This window comes from Pseudomonas sp. GB2N2 (genome assembly GCF_054897705.1).
This window is the reverse complement of the sequence record NZ_CM142701.1, coordinates 4,725,650-4,743,489: the sequence shown is the minus strand read 5'-3', so window position 1 is coordinate 4,743,489 and position 17,840 is coordinate 4,725,650. Positions and strand designations below refer to the sequence as shown.

The 17,840-nt window shown below is 60.3% G+C and carries 18 protein-coding genes; 9 read left to right on the top strand and 9 right to left on the bottom strand.

What is annotated here, in order from left to right; all coding sequences use genetic code 11:
• Positions 1–59 precede the first annotated feature (59 nt).
• The gene (locus ACYZT4_RS21915; protein ID WP_461982929.1) at positions 60–2,903 is read left to right on the top strand and encodes a class I adenylate cyclase; all 2,844 of its coding nucleotides are present in this window, start codon (positions 60–62) and stop codon (positions 2,901–2,903) included.
• 6 nt (positions 2,904–2,909) lie between these two features.
• Here the strand turns inward: ACYZT4_RS21915 and rnk are convergent, their stop codons facing one another.
• From rnk to cyaY, 3 genes are all read right to left on the bottom strand, one after another.
• Positions 2,910–3,320, bottom strand: a complete 411-nt coding sequence (gene rnk, locus ACYZT4_RS21910; RefSeq protein WP_461982928.1) for a nucleoside diphosphate kinase regulator — start codon at positions 3,318–3,320, stop codon at positions 2,910–2,912.
• 155 nt (positions 3,321–3,475) lie between these two features.
• On the bottom strand, positions 3,476–3,703 hold the full coding sequence (locus tag ACYZT4_RS21905) for a DUF1289 domain-containing protein (protein ID WP_461982927.1): 228 nt from the start codon (positions 3,701–3,703) through the stop codon (positions 3,476–3,478).
• 4 nt (positions 3,704–3,707) lie between these two features.
• Complete coding sequence (gene cyaY, locus ACYZT4_RS21900; protein ID WP_150631413.1) at positions 3,708–4,040, bottom strand: iron donor protein CyaY; 333 nt, start codon at positions 4,038–4,040, stop codon at positions 3,708–3,710.
• Between the two features lie 220 nt (positions 4,041–4,260).
• On the opposite strand from cyaY, the gene lptM reads away from it, so the two are divergent.
• Genes lptM through ACYZT4_RS21870 form a run of 6 tightly spaced genes read left to right on the top strand, consistent with a single transcriptional unit; the run spans position 4,261 to position 8,871 of the window.
• Positions 4,261–4,434: an LPS translocon maturation chaperone LptM gene (gene lptM, locus ACYZT4_RS21895; RefSeq protein ID WP_461982926.1), complete on the top strand. Its 174-nt coding sequence runs from the start codon at positions 4,261–4,263 to the stop codon at positions 4,432–4,434.
• Positions 4,435–4,443: 9 nt separating this feature from the next.
• Positions 4,444–5,691 (top strand): diaminopimelate decarboxylase, encoded by a 1,248-nt coding sequence (gene lysA, locus ACYZT4_RS21890; RefSeq protein WP_461982925.1) that lies wholly within the window; start codon positions 4,444–4,446, stop codon positions 5,689–5,691.
• A 4-nt stretch (positions 5,692–5,695) separates the two neighbouring features.
• Positions 5,696–6,526, top strand: a complete 831-nt coding sequence (gene dapF, locus ACYZT4_RS21885) for a diaminopimelate epimerase (protein ID WP_017341442.1) — start codon at positions 5,696–5,698, stop codon at positions 6,524–6,526.
• A gap of 13 nt (positions 6,527–6,539) precedes the next feature.
• Positions 6,540–7,265 carry a DUF484 family protein gene (locus ACYZT4_RS21880; RefSeq protein WP_461982924.1) on the top strand — a complete coding sequence of 242 codons (726 nt, stop codon included), beginning with the start codon at positions 6,540–6,542 and terminating at the stop codon, positions 7,263–7,265.
• A gap of 2 nt (positions 7,266–7,267) precedes the next feature.
• A complete protein-coding gene (gene xerC, locus ACYZT4_RS21875) occupies positions 7,268–8,167 on the top strand; it encodes a tyrosine recombinase XerC (RefSeq protein WP_461982923.1) in 900 nt (299 codons plus the stop codon).
• A complete protein-coding gene (locus ACYZT4_RS21870) occupies positions 8,164–8,871 on the top strand; it encodes an HAD family hydrolase (RefSeq protein ID WP_461982922.1) in 708 nt (235 codons plus the stop codon). The genes xerC and ACYZT4_RS21870 overlap by 4 nt, the downstream gene beginning before the upstream one ends.
• Before the next feature lie 124 nt (positions 8,872–8,995).
• Here ACYZT4_RS21870 and sutA read toward each other — a convergent pair whose 3' ends face one another.
• From sutA to glnK, 4 genes are all read right to left on the bottom strand, one after another.
• Complete coding sequence (gene sutA, locus ACYZT4_RS21865; protein WP_461982921.1) at positions 8,996–9,316, bottom strand: transcriptional regulator SutA; 321 nt, start codon at positions 9,314–9,316, stop codon at positions 8,996–8,998.
• Positions 9,317–9,417: 101 nt separating this feature from the next.
• Complete coding sequence (locus ACYZT4_RS21860) at positions 9,418–9,843, bottom strand: secondary thiamine-phosphate synthase enzyme YjbQ (RefSeq protein WP_461982920.1); 426 nt, start codon at positions 9,841–9,843, stop codon at positions 9,418–9,420.
• Between the two features lie 213 nt (positions 9,844–10,056).
• Positions 10,057–11,394, bottom strand: coding sequence for an ammonium transporter (locus ACYZT4_RS21855; protein ID WP_461982919.1), 1,338 nt, complete (start codon positions 11,392–11,394; stop codon positions 10,057–10,059).
• Between the two features lie 36 nt (positions 11,395–11,430).
• Positions 11,431–11,769: a P-II family nitrogen regulator gene (glnK, locus tag ACYZT4_RS21850; RefSeq protein ID WP_002555808.1), complete on the bottom strand. Its 339-nt coding sequence runs from the start codon at positions 11,767–11,769 to the stop codon at positions 11,431–11,433.
• 417 nt (positions 11,770–12,186) lie between these two features.
• Between glnK and ACYZT4_RS21845 the strand changes: the two genes are divergently transcribed.
• Both ACYZT4_RS21845 and ACYZT4_RS21840 read left to right on the top strand, forming a co-directional pair.
• Positions 12,187–12,447, top strand: a complete 261-nt coding sequence (locus tag ACYZT4_RS21845) for an accessory factor UbiK family protein (protein ID WP_461982918.1) — start codon at positions 12,187–12,189, stop codon at positions 12,445–12,447.
• Positions 12,448–12,982: 535 nt separating this feature from the next.
• Positions 12,983–14,476 carry a YifB family Mg chelatase-like AAA ATPase gene (locus ACYZT4_RS21840; protein WP_461982917.1) on the top strand — a complete coding sequence of 498 codons (1,494 nt, stop codon included), beginning with the start codon at positions 12,983–12,985 and terminating at the stop codon, positions 14,474–14,476.
• On the opposite strand, the gene ACYZT4_RS21835 is transcribed toward ACYZT4_RS21840, so the two are convergent.
• Complete coding sequence (locus ACYZT4_RS21835) at positions 14,473–15,687, bottom strand: aldose 1-epimerase family protein (RefSeq protein ID WP_461982916.1); 1,215 nt, start codon at positions 15,685–15,687, stop codon at positions 14,473–14,475. The two genes, ACYZT4_RS21840 and ACYZT4_RS21835, sit on opposite strands and share 4 nt — an antisense overlap.
• 140 nt (positions 15,688–15,827) lie before the next feature.
• Positions 15,828–17,804, bottom strand: a complete 1,977-nt coding sequence (locus ACYZT4_RS21830; protein ID WP_461982915.1) for a methyl-accepting chemotaxis protein — start codon at positions 17,802–17,804, stop codon at positions 15,828–15,830.
• Between the last annotated feature and the right edge of the window lie 36 nt (positions 17,805–17,840).

Sequence of the window (17,840 nt, the reverse complement as noted above, 5' to 3'; positions counted from 1 at the left end):
AACTGCCCTACATTCCGTGATACCCGACGTCCGTGCCCTGCGAGCCGGTTTGAGCAAACATGACCCGCACCCATGAAATCCGCCCCGATCTGGACGAGGGAATCGACCGCAAGGTTCTCAGCCAACTGCGCGCACGTTTTCTAAAGCTTAACGAAGGCCGCATGGCGCGCGCCATGGAAGGGTTGTCGACCCGCCAGCAAGGCGTGTTGACCCTGCTGCCGCTGTTTTTCCACGTGAATCACCCGCTACTGCCGGGCTACGTTTCGGGCAGCACACCCGCCGGGCTGTCAAACTTCGAACCTGACGCCAACGTCCTCACCGAAGCCCAACGGCTGACCCGATCGTTTTCCTACAAGCCGCGCCATGGCAGTAATCCGCCGCGACCGATCCATGGCCTGTTCCTGATGGGCAGCCTCGGAACCCTCGCTCAGGCTGATCAAAGCGACATGGACGTGTGGGTCTGCCACGCGCCGGACCTGACGGAAAACGAACTCGCCGAGCTGCGCAAAAAGTGCCAGTTGCTCGAAACCTGGGCCGCCAGCCAGGGCGCCGAGGCGCACTTCTTCCTGATCGACCCGGCCCGCTTCGTGCTCGGCGAGCGCGATACGCAATTGAGTTCGGAAGACTGCGGCACCACCCAGCACTATTTGCTGCTGGACGAGTTTTATCGCACCGCCATCTGGCTGGCCGGACGCACGCCGATCTGGTGGCTGGTGCCGGTCTACGAAGAGGCCGCTTACGACCGCTACACCCACACGCTGTTGTCCAAACGCTTCATCCGTGCCGACGAGAGCCTGGACCTGGGCAATCTGGCGTACATCCCGCCTGGCGAATTCATCGGCGCCGGGCTCTGGCAGTTGTTCAAGGGCATCGAGTCACCCTACAAATCCGTGCTCAAGCTATTGCTGACCGAGGTTTACGCCAGCGAACACCCAAGGGTTCAGTGCCTGAGCCTGCGTTTCAAGCAAGCGGTGTTTGCCAATCGGCTCGATCTCGACGAGCTGGACCCGTACGTCGTTGTCTACCGACGCATCGAGGAGTACCTCACCGCCCGTGGCGAACCAGAGCGTCTGGAACTGGTGCGGCGCGCGCTGTACCTCAAGGTCAACCGCAAGCTTACCGGCAACAGTCGCACCCAGAGCTGGCAGCGCTCGCTGCTGGAGCGGCTGGCCCAGGAATGGCATTGGGATCAGCGCCAACTGGCCCTGCTCGACAGTCGCAGCCAATGGAAAGTCCGCCAGGTCAGTGCCGAGCGCCGGGCACTGGTCAACGAATTGAATTACAGCTACCGCTTCCTGACCGAGTTCGCCCGCAACGAGCAGACAGTCAGCCTGATCAATAAACGCGACCTCAACGTGCTGGGTCGACGTCTGTACGCGGCGTTTGAACGCAAGGCCGACAAGGTCGAGTTCATCAACCCCGGCATCGCTCCAGACCTGGCAGAAGACACCCTGACGCTGGTGAACGCGCCCAACAAGAAAGAAGCCGGGCAAACCCAGTGGGGCTTGTACAACGGCAGCCTGACCGCGCTGGAATGGGAGCATTTCGCCCCGATCAAGCGCAGCCGCCAATTGCTGGAACTACTGACCTGGTGCCATCGCAACGGCGTGATCGACAGCAGCACCCGCCTCGCTCTGCACCCCGGCGAGAGCGACTTGAGCGAGTTCGAACTGTTCAACCTGCTCGGCAGCCTGCAACAGAGCATCGCCCTGCCCTTGCCGACCGTTGCCGAAGAACCGTTGCTGTGCGCCAGTGTGCCAAGCGAGGTGCTGATTCTGGTGAATGTCGGCGTCGATCCGCTCAAACATCATCGCGACCTCAACATCCTGATGACCACCGAACGCACGGACTCCCTGAGTTACGCCGGAGTCCGGGAAAACCTGGTGCTGACCCTGGATCAGGTCACCCTCAACAGCTGGAATGAGGTGCTGGTCAATCGCTTTGACGGTCCTCACGCCCTGCTCGACTGCCTGCGCGATTACCTCAACAATTTGCCGAACGACCTTCGACAGCCGACGTTGCGGGTGCGCTGCTTCTGTCATAACCGCGCACAGTTCATCGCCCAACGGGTCGAGGAAATTATCGACACCGCGCAGAATCTACTGCTGAGCAAACTCAACCATCGCTACCTGATTCAGGTCCAGCAGCATTACCACGTGCTGGAATTGGTGCCGGGCCAGGTCAATCATGTCGCCCTCGCCACGTTGCCGGCGCTGTTCGATTACCTCGGCGAAGAACTGGCGAACTACAGCCCGCTGCACCTCGACCCGATGGCGCTGGAAGACCAGGACATCGCGTTGATCCTGCCCATGGGCCAGCCAGAATGCATTCAGGTGTTCTACCGGACTCACGAAGACCAGGCCGATGTGTACGTGCTGGATGAATTCAATGCCTTGTGGCAGCAGCGCTTGCCCTATCACGAGGATCAAAGCCTGTTAGTGCCGTTGCAGCGTTTCCTGCAATCGATCCAGTACCGGCGCGATGCCTTGCTGCCGATGGACGCCGCCCAGCCATTGAGCCTGGACACGCTGTATTACCAACTGCTGCCGTCCGGCCCCGGGCGCGCGCGGCGGGTCGAATCTCGCAGCGCCCCGCAAACGCCGATCAACAAGCCGTTCTACGACGTACAGGCGATCATCGGCAAGGCCGCACCGGGCCAGGTGCAAGTCACGTTGTATTGCAATCAGCGGGAATTTTCAGAACTGGAGCATGGCGCGCAGCTGTTCAGTGTGGTCGCCCGGGAAATCGTCGAGCAGCGCCGCGAGACCGAGCGCTACCGCTGCTACATCACCGACCTGGACCTTTCGGGCCTGCTCGGTGATGTTCAGAGTTCGAGCAATTTGTATTTGCGCTACAAGGCCGACCTGGAGCGCGCATTAAACGACGCGCTCGACCTGATCTGAAGACCGTTATTCCGGGAAAGCGCCGCCATTGGCGGGCTGCGATTCGACTTCAAGCAGGGTCAGTTTGAGGGTTTTGCCGCCCGGTGCCGGCCAGTCGATGTGTTGACCCACCTTTAGGCCGAGCAGCGCGCTGCCGACCGGCGCCAGAATGGAGATCTTGCCTTCGTCAGCGTTGGCATCCTTGGGATACACGAGCGTCAGGTGATAGTCCTTGCCGCTGCTTTCTTCACGGCAATGCACTTTGGAATTCATGGTCACGACGTCAGCAGGCACTTCTTCGTGACCGACCAGCGTATCAGCGCGATCCAGTTCGGTTTGCAGCGCGATAACGCCCGGCAGCGTGTCGTCCAGGCTGTCGATCAGGCGTTCCAGACGTTGCACGTCCAGTCGGGTAAGGGTGATGGAAGGTGCGGTCATGATCAGGGCAGACTCCTTTCTTCTGCACGAAAAAAGCAAAACCCCGCCAGAAAAAGGCGGGGTTTTCACGAACCTCGATGGGTTGAGGCGTTCCCGGACACTATCACAGCTCAATAAATATACAAGCCAGGCCATTTTGTAGGAGCGAGTTGCTCCTACAAGGGGTCGGCGCTGGCTTTGCGATTGGAGGCTTGGGCGCAAATCGTGCGGCGCCGCTCATCATCGGCCGAACGCCATTCGCGGATGTCTTCGACAGCGCGGAAACACCCCAGGCAGACCTTCTGTTCGTCCAGCCGGCACACGCCGCTGCACGGCGAGGGCACCGCGGGGCTGACGTTGCTGTAAAGCGGCTTGGGCGGACGAACGGGTGCAGGTTGGCTCACGATTTCACAGACCTTCGAAATCCAGTTCAACGCCGGCCTGCTGCTGGACGATGCGTTCAAGCATCTCGCCGAGCTGCTCTTCGCTCTTGTCGCACATCCAGCGCTCGCTCTCTTCGTCGTAGTCGAAATGAAAACCACCGGACACCGCCGCCAGCCACAGCTGACGCAGGGGTTCCTGACGGCTGAAGATCAACTGGCTGCCGTTTTCGAACTTGACGGTGAGCACACCGGCCGAGCTCTCCAGGTCGATGTCCAGGTCGCTCTCATCGAAAATATCCTCCAGCGATTGCTGGGTAGCATCGACCAGATCGTGGAAACGGGCTTCGGTCAAACTCATTACGGCAACCTCGAAAATTGTCTGTTCACGCTCAAGCGCCGCAAGATACGGCCGAGCCCCGGTGATTGCAAAGGATAACCGACAGATCACTTAACCTGGGAGCGGGCTTGCTCGGGAAGGGATCTGCCCAGCCCCGCCGGACGGGAGCCCGGTCGCATAGGCAAGCTGCCGGGTGGCCGGTATACTCCGGCGCAATTAACGCATTTTCAAGGATTTCGCCATGAAGCGCCTGATCTCTTCCCTTGCCGCGCTCCTAGCGGTTGCCTGTCTTGTGTCGGCCTGTGGTCAAAAAGGCCCGCTGTACCTGCCTGACGATTCCCAGGACCCTGCCGAGCAGGCCCAGTCCTCGCAAAAGACGCCGTCGAAAGCACACAAGCACGACGTCTACCAATAAGGGAACGCCATGGACGCTTTTAACTACCGTGACGGCGAGCTGTTCGCGGAAAGGGTTGCCCTGTCCGCCATCGCCGAACGTTTCGGCACGCCGACCTACGTTTATTCCCGCGCCCACATCGAAGCCCAGTATCTGGCTTTTGCCGATGCACTGGCCGGCATGCCGCACCTGGTCTGCTACGCGGTCAAGGCCAACTCCAACCTCGGTGTACTGAATGTCCTGGCGCGTTTGGGCGCCGGTTTTGACATCGTCTCCCGTGGCGAGCTGGAACGTGTGCTGGCCGCCGGCGGTAGCGCCGACAAGATCGTGTTCTCCGGTGTCGGCAAGACCCGTGACGACATGCGTCGAGCCCTGGAAGTCGGCGTGCATTGCTTCAACGTCGAGTCTACCGATGAGCTGGAGCGCCTTCAGGTTGTAGCGGCCGAGCTCGGCGTTCGCGCGCCCATCTCGTTGCGCGTCAACCCGGATGTCGATGCCGGCACGCACCCTTACATTTCCACCGGTCTCAAAGAGAACAAGTTCGGCATTGCGATTGCCGACGCCGAGGACGTGTACATCCGCGCCGCGCAGTTGCCGAATCTGGAAGTGGTCGGCGTCGATTGCCACATCGGTTCGCAACTGACTACCCTGCCGCCCTTCCTCGATGCCCTCGACCGCCTGCTCGGCCTGGTCGACCGCCTCGGCGATTGCGGCATTTACCTGCGTCACATCGATCTTGGTGGTGGTTTGGGCGTGCGTTATCGCGATGAAGAGCCGCCGTTGGCTGGCGACTACATCAAAGCCGTGCGCGAGCGTCTCGACGGTCGCGACCTGGCGCTGGTGTTCGAGCCGGGCCGCTTCATCGTTGCCAACGCCGGCGTGCTGCTGACTCAGGTCGAGTACCTCAAGCACACCGAACACAAAGACTTCGCCATCGTCGATGCGGCCATGAACGACCTGATCCGTCCAGCGTTGTATCAAGCCTGGATGGACGTCACCGCTGTGCGCCCTCGTGCAACTGCCGCTCGCGCCTACGACATCGTGGGGCCGATCTGCGAGACCGGCGACTTCCTGGCCAAGGATCGTCAGCTGGCGCTGGAAGAGGGCGATTTGCTGGCCGTGCATTCGGCGGGCGCCTATGGGTTTGTCATGAGTTCCAACTACAACACCCGCGGCCGTACCGCCGAAGTGTTGGTGGACGGTGATCAGGCATTTGAAGTGCGTCGCCGTGAGACGGTAGCCGAGTTGTTTGCTGGCGAAAGCCTGCTGCCGGAGTAAAACCATGCTGCTGCGTTTTACCAAGATGCACGGCCTGGGCAATGACTTCATGGTCCTCGACCTGGTCAGCCAGCACGCGCACATTTTGCCCAAACACGCCAAGCAATGGGGCGATCGGCATACAGGGATCGGTTTCGACCAGTTGCTGATCGTCGAAGCGCCGAGCAACCCGGACGTGGATTTCCGTTATCGGATTTTCAACTCCGACGGTTCCGAAGTGGAACAGTGCGGCAACGGTGCTCGCTGTTTCGCCCGCTTCGTGCTCGACAAGCGTCTGACTGCAAAACGGCAGATTCGCGTCGAAACCAAAAGTGGCATTATCGAACTGGATATCCGCAGCGACGGCCAGATCAGTGTCGACATGGGCGCACCGCGCCTGGTGCCGGCGGACATTCCGTTCGTTGCCGACAGTCAGGCGCTGAGCTACTCGCTCGACGTCGACGGCGCAGCGGTCGAACTGGCCGCCGTGTCGATGGGCAACCCGCATGCGGTGTTGCGCGTCACGGATATCAACAACGCACCGGTGCATGAGCTGGGACCGAAAATCGAACATCACCCGCGCTTTCCTGCGCGGGTCAACGTCGGTTTTCTCCAGGTCATCGACCGGAACCGCGCGCAGTTGCGCGTCTGGGAACGCGGCGCCGGGGAAACCCAGGCCTGCGGCACCGGCGCCTGTGCAGCGGCGGTGGCCGCGATCAGCCAGGGGTGGATGGATTCGCCGCTATTGATCGACCTGCCCGGCGGGCGCCTGTCCATTGAATGGGCAGGCCCTGGCCAACCGGTGTTGATGACCGGCCCGGCAGTCCGAGTTTATGAAGGACAAGTGCGTCTTTGAGTGAGTCAAACCCATGACCGACAAGCCCCAGGTTCCCGCCCTACAGCCCGACGAATCCCCTTCCGAAAGCCTTGAGGCGGCGGCGATTGCCGCGTACCTGGAGGCTCACCCGGACTTCTTTGTCGAGCACGAAGAACTGCTCCCGGCCCTGCGCATTCCGCACCAGCGTGGCGACACGATTTCGCTGGTCGAGCGCCAGATGACCCTCCTGCGCGACCGCAACATCGAGTTGCGTCATCGTTTGTCGCACTTGATGGACGTGGCCCGCGACAACGACCGCCTCTTCGACAAGACCCGCCGCCTGATTCTCGCGCTGATGGACGCCACCAGCCTGGAAGACGTCGTCATCAGCGTCGAAGACAGTCTGCGTCAGGACTTTCAGGTGCCTTTTGTCAGCCTGATCCTGCTGGGCGACAACCCGATGCCCGTCGGCCGCTGGGTGACCCACGCCGACGCGCAAACGGCGATTGGCGGTTTGCTCTCGGAAGACAAGAGCGTCAGCGGCAGCCTGCGCGAGCACGAACTCGACTTCCTGTTCGGCGAAGAGCAGCGCAAGCAGATCGGTTCGACCGCCGTCGTTGCCATCAGCCACCAAGGCATCCACGGCATCCTGGCGATCGCCAGCCGCGATCCGCAGCACTACAAAAGCTCCGTCGGCACGCTGTTCCTCAGCTACATCGCCGAAGTCATGGGCCGCGTGCTGCCACGGGTCAACAGCTCGCTGCGCTCGGTACGCTGATCGTGGAACGACAACTGGACGCTTACTGCGAACACTTGCGCAGTGAGCGGCAGGTGTCGCCTCATACGCTGTACGCCTACCGCCGCGATCTCGACAAGGTGCTGGGCTGGTGCGTCAAGCAGAACATCGGCAGCTGGGCCGCGCTGGATATTCAGCGCCTGCGCAGCCTGATCGCGCGTTTGCATTCCCAAGGTCAATCGTCGCGCAGCCTGGCGCGGCTCCTTTCGGCCGTGCGCGGGCTCTATCACTATCTGAACCGCGAAGGCCTGTGCGACCACGACCCGGCCAATGGTCTGGCGCCGCCCAAAGGCGAACGCCGACTGCCGAAAACCCTCGACACCGACCGCGCACTGCAACTGCTTGAAGGGGCGGTGGAAGATGATTTTCTCGCGCGTCGCGATCAGGCGATTCTGGAGCTTTTCTATTCCTCCGGGTTACGGCTATCGGAACTGACCGGGCTTAATCTCGATCAATTGGACCTGGCCGACGGCATGGTCCAGGTGCTCGGCAAGGGCAGCAAGACCCGCCTGTTGCCCGTCGGCAAAAAGGCCCGCGAAGCACTGCAATTGTGGCTGCCCCTGCGCGCCCTGACCAACCCGGCAGATGACGCGGTGTTTGTCAGCCAGCAAGGCCGACGCTTGGGTCCACGGGCGATCCAGGTGCGGGTCAAGGCCGCGGGCGAGCGCGAACTGGGGCAAAACCTGCACCCGCACATGCTGCGACATTCGTTCGCCAGCCACTTGCTGGAATCTTCTCAAGACCTGCGCGCCGTGCAGGAATTACTTGGCCACTCGGACATCAAGACCACGCAGATCTACACCCACCTGGACTTCCAGCACCTGGCGACGGTCTACGACAGCGCCCATCCACGGGCCAAACGTATTAAGGGCGATGATTCATGACTATCCAGCTGATCACCTTCGACCTCGACGACACCCTGTGGGACACCGCCCCGGTGATCGTCAGCGCTGAAGCCGTACTGCGCGAATGGCTGAGCGAACATGCGCCGAATCTTGGCGGGGTACCGGTCGAGCATTTGTGGGCGATTCGCGAACGCGTCCTGAGCAGCGAACCCGGGCTGAAACATCGCATCAGCGCGTTGCGCCGGCGGGTGCTTTTCCATGCATTGGAAGAGGCCGGCTACAACCACGGCCAGGCGTCGGATCTCGCGGACCAGAGTTTTGAAGTGTTCCTGCATGCTCGGCATCAGATCGAGGTGTTCCCCGACGTCGAGCCGACATTGGAGTCGCTGGCCAAACACTATGCACTCGGCGTGGTCACCAACGGCAATGCCGATGTGAGTCGCCTGGGGCTGGCGGATTACTTCAAGTTTGCGTTGTGCGCCGAAGACATCGGCATCGCCAAACCGGATGCGCGCCTGTTTCATGAGGCATTGCAACGCGGCGGCGCGACGGCAGAGACAGCGGTGCATATCGGCGATCATCCCGGCGATGACATTGCCGGAGCACAGCAAGCGGGATTGCGGGCGATCTGGTTTAACCCGCAGGGCAAACTGTGGGAAGCGCAGAAAGCGCCGGATGCCGAGATTCGCAGTCTGACCGAATTGCCGGCGCTGTTGGCGCGGTGGAACACGGCCTCAGCCTGACGCAAAACCTGTGGGAGCGGGCTTGCTCGCTCCCACAGGGGATCATACAAGTCTTCGGGTTTTCACCCGCCCATGAAAAAGCCCGCAGCGACGGCGGGCTTTTTCAGCAAGCAAAGTCAGACGCCTAGATAGGCCGGCTGCCGTACTTGTTATCCGGTTTCTTGGGCGGATCGGCGACCACATTGGCCTCCACTTCCTGCACCTTGCCACCTTTGGCCAGGAACTCTTCCATGGCTCGCGCGAGGGCATCGCGCTCCTTGTTCTTGGCTTCGACACTCGGCAGCTCATCGACCGATACCGCAGCCTTGGCCTTGCCTTTGGCGGTCGGAACGGGCGTTTCACCGCCGTCGTCTTCAGCGGGGTCTTCCGCCGCTGCTTCCAGACCTTCTTCGGTTTCGTCGTCGCCGACTTCGAGGTCGTCGTTTTCCAGATCATCGTCGCTCATGTTCTACCTCATGACTTGCGAAAAGCAGATTAGTTATAGCCCAGCTTCACCGTCTGTCGACAGTCGCCGGAAAAATTCAATAACCGCTGGTGACCAGCGGTTCATGCCTCTTCACCGTGCACGGTGGCGAGGACTTTACGGGCACCGCCAAAATCACGGTGCTCGCCCAGATAAACACCTTGCCAGGTCCCCAGCGCCAATCGGCCTGCCGAAATCGGCAAACTGAGCTGACAGCCAAGCACGCTGGCCTTGAAGTGCGCCGGGAGGTCGTCCAGGCCTTCGTCGTTATGCTCATAGCCGTCTGTTCCTTGTGGGATCAGACGATTGAAAAATCGTTCGAAGTCGCGACGTACCGCTGGATCGGCGTTCTCGTTGATGGTCAACGACGCCGAGGTATGCTGCAGCCACAAATGCAACAGACCGACCCGGCACGCCTTGACTTCAGGCAGGCCGGCGAGTAACTCGTCCGTCACCAGATGAAAGCCCCGGGGCCGTGCCCGCAGGGTAATCAGAGTCTGTTGCCACATACAGTTCTCCGCACGTTCGGGGCGCATTCTAGCGCGCTCTGGGAAAAAACAAAGGCCCTAATATTCCTTCAATCATGTAAGCCATTGCCCGTACAAAAGCGCCCGTCGCAAACAGCGCATAACCTGTACGAAAAAACCTTTCAGCAGTTCCTTAACCGACAAATTCCAGACAAAAAAATGCCCGGCAAGCCGGGCAAATTTTTATGCGCGTGCTTACAAGTTGTAGCCGCGTTCGTTGTGGAGTGCCAGATCGATACCGACGGCCTCTTCTTCTTCAGTAATACGCAGACCCATGACGGCATCCAGTACCTTGAGAATGACGTAGGTGACGATCGCGGTGTAGATCACCGTGAAGCCCACACCTTTGCACTGAATCCAGACTTGTGCGGCGATGTCGGTGACGGTGCCGAAGCCACCCAGGGACGGTGCAGCGAACACACCGGTCAGGATCGCGCCGAGGATACCGCCGATACCGTGCACACCGAAGGCGTCCAGGGAATCGTCATAGCCGAGTTTGCGTTTCAGGGTGGTTGCGCAGAAGAAGCACACCACACCCGCGGCCAAACCGATGACCAGCGCGCCCATCGGGCCCACGGTGCCAGCGGCCGGCGTCACGGCAACCAGGCCAGCCACAACGCCCGAAGCAATACCCAGCGCACTTGGTTTACCGTGGGTGATCCACTCGGCAAACATCCAGCCCAGTGCAGCCGCGGCGGTCGCGATCTGGGTGACCAGCATCGCCATACCGGCAGTGCCGTTGGCTGCCGCAGCGGAACCGGCGTTAAAGCCGAACCAGCCGACCCACAACATCGCGGCGCCCATCAGCGTGTAACCAAGGTTGTGCGGAGCCATCGGGGTGGTCGGGAAGCCTTTACGCTTGCCGAGTACGATACACGCCACCAGCCCGGCCACACCGGCGTTGATGTGAACCACCGTGCCGCCGGCGAAGTCCAGCACGCCCCAGTCCCACAACAGGCCGCCGTTACCGGACCAGACCATGTGCGCGATCGGTGCGTATACCAGGGTGAACCAAACGCCCATGAAGATCAGCATCGCGGAGAACTTCATCCGCTCGGCGAAGGCACCGACGATCAGCGCGGGGGTGATGATGGCGAACGTCATCTGGAAGGTGATGAACACCGCCTCAGGGAACAATGCCGCAGGCCCGGTCAGGCTGGCTGGCGTGACACCGGCGAGGAACGCCTTGCCCATGCCGCCAAAGAACGAGTTGAAGTTGACGACGCCCTGCTCCATGCCGGTGGTGTCGAACGCGATGCTGTAGCCATAAATGACCCACAGAATGCTGATCAGACCGGTAATGGCGAAGCACTGCATCATCACGGAAAGAATGTTTTTCGACCGAACCATGCCGCCGTAGAACAGCGCGAGGCCGGGAATGGTCATGAACAGCACGAGGGCTGTCGAGGTCATCATCCAGGCGGTGTCGCCGGAATTGAGGACTGGGGCCGCCACTTCGTCTGCCGCCATGGCCAGGCTGGGCATTACGAGGGACAACAGGGCTCCTAGCCCTGCGAATTTACGCAGAGTCATATTGTTTTCTCCTGGGGCGTTGGGGTGTGTGGCGGCTTAAATCGCGTCGGTATCGGTTTCGCCGGTACGGATGCGAATCGCCTGTTCCAGATTGACCACGAAGATCTTGCCGTCACCGATTTTGCCAGTGTTGGCAGCCTTGGTTATCGCCTCGATAACCCGGTCAAGATCCTTGTCGTCAATGGCGACATCGATCTTCACCTTGGGCAGGAAATCGACCACGTATTCCGCGCCGCGATACAGCTCGGTGTGACCCTTCTGCCGCCCGAAGCCTTTGACTTCAGTAACGGTAATGCCCTGCACGCCGATCTCGGACAGCGATTCGCGCACGTCGTCCAACTTGAACGGCTTGATGATGGCAGTGACTAGCTTCATGAAAACTCTCTCCCGAATTGGTGGACTTGCCCCAGGAAAACAAACCCGGCTCAAGTCTAAGCGCAGTGCCTGGCTTTGTAACGCATCGTCGGCCTTACCTGCCCGTCCGACGCCAGCTAACCACTCCGCACGAAACACTTCCCCGTTTCGCTTGGCGCACTGCATTCGTCACATCGACTGCATCAGTGCATGGGTCACAAGGCACTTTGCAGAAAGCTTGCCATCTCCACAAAACTTCCTGTTTTCAAGCCTTTGCCAGCAAATGCCCGCCACATCGCGGCAACACCTGACGCGTTACGCACAACAACGGTGCGGAGCCGTCCGTCCGCATGCGCGAAAAGCGTGCATCCCTGCCGTCGGGATTGACTATAGACACTGCGTGATACACTGCCCGCCATTGTTTCCAGGACCTTTCCCATGCTCGCGCCCAAAGACTTCCTCGACGCCCTGACCGGCACCGCCTCCCGCCTTTTCAGCGGCGAAACCCCGCTGCCTAAGAGCGAAATCGAAAGCCAGTTCAAGGCGTTGCTGCAGAGTGGGTTCAGCAAACTGGATCTGGTGAGCCGGGAAGAGTTTGATAGTCAGATGGTGGTGCTGGCGCGGACCCGCGCACGTCTTGAAAGTCTTGAGACGAAAGTCGCGGAGCTGGAAGCAAAGCTCAATCCCCCGGCCGAGTAACCTCGCAAATCCACTGTAGAAACCCAATCCACAGTGGGAGCGAGCCTGCTCGCGATTGAGGTAGGAACGACCTGTAGGAGCTGCCGAAGGCTGCGATCTTTTGATCTTCCAGCCCGCAAAAATCCCTGCAACTTCCTACAACAAAACCACCGCCGTCCGATTGCGCCGCCAAGCCCCGGTTCCTAAGCTCACCCAATGCTGAATGTTCAGCACCGGGTTTGGCGACCCGGAACCAAGCAATGCCGCGCACCTCGTTCGACATCAGGTATTAATTTCCCGATTCGAGTTATGGCGCCTGTGTGTGTGGGAGACCTTAGGGTCTGCCGGGATTTGCTTGGCCGGTTCGCCAACCCGCACGCAGCTGCCTTGAAAAAACCGCCTGAATGGCGGTTTTTTGTACCTCTCGATTAGCCTGCTTTTTACTCGCAACATTCAGTGAAGTTTTACCAGCTGAACCGCCCCCCAAATCCACCTACTCCGTCTACCCTTAAAAAACCCGCAGGAAGCGGACCCCGTAAAGCTCAAGGAACGATCCATGTCCCTGTCCATCGTCCACAGCCGCGCCCAGATTGGCGTGGATGCGCCTGCCGTTACCGTTGAAGTGCATCTGGCCAACGGTTTGCCATCACTGACGATGGTCGGTTTACCCGAAGCGGCGGTGAAGGAAAGCAAGGACCGGGTACGCAGCGCGATCATCAATTCAGGTCTTCAATTTCCGGCGCGACGGATCACGTTGAATCTCGCCCCGGCGGATTTACCAAAGGACGGCGGTCGATTTGATCTGGCGATTGCCTTGGGGATTCTGTCCGCCAGTGTGCAGGTGCCGACGTTGACGCTGGATGACATCGAATGCCTGGGAGAGTTGGCGCTGTCCGGCGCGGTGCGGGCGGTGAGGGGCGTGTTGCCGGCCGCCCTGGCCGCGCGCAAGGCCGGACGGTCGTTGATGGTGCCGCGAGCGAATGCCGAGGAGGCGTGTCTGGCGTCGGGGTTGAAGGTGTTCGCGGTGGATCATTTATTGGAGGCCGTTTCGCACTTCAATGGGCACACACCGGTCGAGCCTTACGTTTCAAATGGTTTGCTCTATGCCAGCAAGCCGTATCCAGACTTGAATGAAGTTCAGGGCCAACTTTCCGCCAAACGCGCGTTGCTGATCGCGGCGGCGGGCGCTCATAACCTGCTGTTCAGCGGCCCACCGGGGACGGGCAAAACACTGCTGGCGAGCCGCTTGCCGGGGTTGCTGCCGCCGTTGCCGGAACATGAAGCGCTGGAAGTTGCGGCCATTCAATCCGTCGCCAGTTGCGCGCCCATGAGCCATTGGCCTCAACGACCGTTCCGCCAACCGCATCACTCCGCTTCCGGGCCGGCGCTCGTGGGCGGCGGCTCGCAACCACAACCGGGGGAAATCACCCTAGCCCACCACGGCGTTCTGTTTCTTGATGAATTGCCGGAATTTGATCGCAAGGTGTTGGAGGTTTTGCGAGAGCCGATGGAATCCGGCCACATCGTGATTTCCCGCGCCAAGGATCGCGTGCGGTTTCCAGCCCGCTTTCAACTGGTCGCCGCGATGAACCCTTGCCCCTGTGGATACCTTGGCGAACCCAGCGGCAAATGCAGTTGTACACCGGACATGGTCCAGCGTTATCGCAACAAACTGTCGGGGCCGCTGCTGGATCGTATAGATCTGCACCTGACCGTCGCCCGGGAAGCCACGGCATTGAACCCGGCGATTAAACCGGGTGACGACACCGCGACTGCCGCGCAACTGGTCGCCGATGCGAGGGAGCGGCAACATAAACGTCAGGGCTGTGCGAATGCTTTTCTCGATTTGCCGGGTCTGCGTAGACACTGCAAGTTATCCACAACCGACGAAGCATGGCTGGAAACCGCATGTGAACGGCTCACCTTATCGCTCCGCTCAGCCCATCGACTGCTCAAAGTCGCACGAACGCTGGCGGACCTTGAGCATGTCGACCGCATCACCCGCGACCATCTGGCCGAGGCGTTGCAGTATCGGCCGAGTACAAACTAGTCCTTGGAAAGATCCACCAGAGGCGCTTGTCTGACTTGGGTTTCACGCCCGCCCTGAATCTCGGTGACGCGCTTCAATGCGTTATCCACAGCGCGTTTGTCCGCCAGCAAGCTGTAATTGATCTGGAATTGCTTGTGCTCTTTCGGCGCAATCGTTGGCACTAGACCGAGTGGGCGTTGATACCGTCGGTTGTAGGAAAAACTAGTGCCCGGCTCCAGCCCGGTGACATAACCCTGGCCCTGGGTATCAGTGTTTTTCCACAGGGAAAAGACCGGAAGTGTCTGGGTGTTGAAGCCAAGCGAAACGCCCAGGCTGCCCGCCTTGTTGTGCAACACGGTCAAGGTGTCACCCTTGGCGTCGGCATAAGGCACAACGTTGTAGACCGTCTCGTCGTAATCCTTGGTCGGCGCGCGGTAGGTTTGCCAGTCCGGCAAGTCCGCTTTGGCTTTGTCGTTGAACGGCGACACCTGTTTCACCGGCGCGGCAAATTGGGCGCCCTGCTCGAGGAACGGCGTGCTGAAGTTGCTGTGATACAGCGCCTGGTATTCCTTCGGATAATCCCCGTTGTTGGTCAGCGTGTCGTTGAGGCTGAAGCTGACACTGCCGGGCTCGGTGACCAGTTCGGTGGCGACGGAGAAGTCGACCTTCTTGAACGCCTGCTCTTTGAGTTCGCCGCGCAGGCTGATCGCATAAGGCGGCTTTTCGTCGATGTGCAGGGTGACCTTGCTCGCAGGGATGTTGGCGGCGCGACCGTGCAGGGTCAGCAGTTCGCCATTGTCCATCCCGGGATGGCCGACCCACTCGTAGCCGCAGCGGGCGACCAGTTCGTTAAAACCTTCGAGCCAGCCCAGTCCGCCGCGCCCGTTGAGTTCGATGAAAGAGGGATTGACCACATCTTTGACCGGCGAATCCCAGCCCATTCGGGTATTGCCTACAGACGCCTGTAAGACGTTCATTCCGCGAGTCGGCACCACCGAGAGTTTCATTGTGCCGTTATCGATGTCGACGATGCTGACGCCCTCCTGTCGACCGCCGTGCAAGGTTCGCAGGGTAACGGAGAACGGTTTGGCGGTTTTTACGCCGAGTTGCTGGCTGGTGATCTGCCAGTTTTGCGCGGCTTTGTCGGCATCGAGGAGAACGTAATCCCAAGCCGAAGCGTGGGTGGCAGCGGAGAGCGCGCTGAGGGCAACGAAGAGTTTGAGCGGGGTCATGGCAGCAGCCTTTCTTGGAGTTGTGCCATTTGTATAGACTTGCTGAAACGATTCATCAAGCAAAATGTATGAACAGCTAGCGGTGCTCGAACTGTGGATCCATTCGCGGGCAAGCCCGCGAAGACGATTGCCGCAGCGCCTCAACGAAACCGGTCTACCTCTTGGCGCAATTCCGCCGCCAGGCTTTCCAGTTCCTTCGCGGTGATCGCCAGGTTCGACACCACTTCGCGCTGTTCACTGTTCGCCAGCGCAATGCTTTGCAGGTTGCTGCTCAGCAAGGTCGCCGTGCTGCTCTGCTCCTGAGTCGCAGTGGTGATCGCCGCAAATTGCTCACCGGCAGAGCGGCTTTGCTCGTCAATTCGCGCCAGTGCCGAAGCGACGTTGGCATTTCGCGACAGGCCTTCCTGCATCAGGACGTTGCCCTGTTCCATGGTGCTGATGGCGTTGCCGGTTTCTTGCTGGATGCTCGAAATCATCCCGGAAATTTCATCAGTCGCCTGACGAGTACGCGAAGCCAGGTTACGCACCTCATCAGCCACCACCGCAAAACCGCGACCTTGCTCACCGGCACGGGCCGCTTCGATGGCGGCGTTGAGCGCCAGCAAGTTGGTTTGTTCGGCGATCGAAGTAATCACACCGACAATGCCGCCGATTTCCTGAGAACGCTGACCCAAGGTGTTGATCACCGTGGCGGTGCTGTTCAACGCGCCAGCGATCTGCTCCAGGGACGAGGACGCTTCGTCCATCGATGTGCGACCGATCTGGGTTTGCTGCGCGTTTTCCTGCGCCAGACGCTGCGTGCTGCCCATGTTGTCGGCAATGTTCAGCGAGGTGGCGCTGAATTCTTCCACGGCACCGGCCATGCTGGTGATTTCGCCGGACTGCTGTTCCATGCCTTCATAGGCACCACCGGACAAACCGGACAAAGCCTGAGCTCGGCTGTTGACCTCTTGCGAGGCTCTGCGGATGTGCTCGACCATGGTCGACAGCGCCTGGCTCATCTGGTTGAACGCCCGGGACAACTGACCGATTTCGTCATTGCTGGACACGTTCAGACGCACGCTCAGATCACCTGCACCCAAGGCCTCGGCCTGACGCACCAGATCACCCAGCGGCGCGAGTTTGCTGCGCAGCAGCCAGACCGCCGAACCCACCGCGATCAACATCGCCAAGAGACTGCCAATCGCCAGTTGAATACCGACGCTCCAGGTCACTGCACTGATTTCTTTCTGCGGCATGCTCGCCACGACCGACCATGGCCCGCCGTCGAACGGCACGGCTACGCTGTAGAAGTCTTCCGAAGTGTCACTCCAGAAATCACCTTTGCCCGGCGTTTTCGCCAATGCGGCGATGGCCGGGACGGCTTTTTCCAGCGCTTGCACGCCGGCAATCGGCACCAGCCATTTGTTTTGCTCGTCCAGTAGCGCCAACGAGCCGGTCTGGCCGATACGGAAGCGTTTGAGGTTGGCGAACTGCGCGTTCTGCGCGTCGGTGTAATCGAATCCTACGAACAGCACGGCAATCACCTTACCGCCGCTGTCGCGCACGGGGGTGTACTGGGTCATGTAGGAGCGTTCGAACAGCAAGGCCCGACCGACGTAACTCTGGCCGGCGATCAAGCGCGCATAGGCCGGATTGGCATGATCCAGCAATGTGCCGATGGCGCGCGTGCCGTCCTGTTTGCTCAGGGAGGTGCTGACCCGAATGAAATCCTCGCCGCTGCGCACGAACACCGTCGCCACGCCCGCGGTCATTTGCTTGAACTCGTCCACTTCCTTGAAGTTGTTGTTCAACACTTCGCTGCCCAGGTGCAGGCCCGGCGCCTGCGTGCCTGCCACGGCCACCGGTTCGTCCGGATGCACATTCAAGCCTGCGCTGAAGCGTTTCTCGAACAATCCGGCCAAGCGCTGGGTGCTCTCACGCAGCGTGCCGTGAAAGGTGCTCAACTGGTCGGCCAGCAAACGGGCTTCACTGGCCAGGTGCTCTTCGCGAGTGGCAAGGTTGGCCGTGTCCAGCGAACGCAACGCGAACAGGGTACTGCCGCTGATGACAATCGCCAGAATCACGGCGAGCGCGAGACCAAGCTGTGAGGCGATCCGGGCACGAGGTTGAGACATGACAGCTCCTGGCCGAGCGACCGGATCTACCTTGAT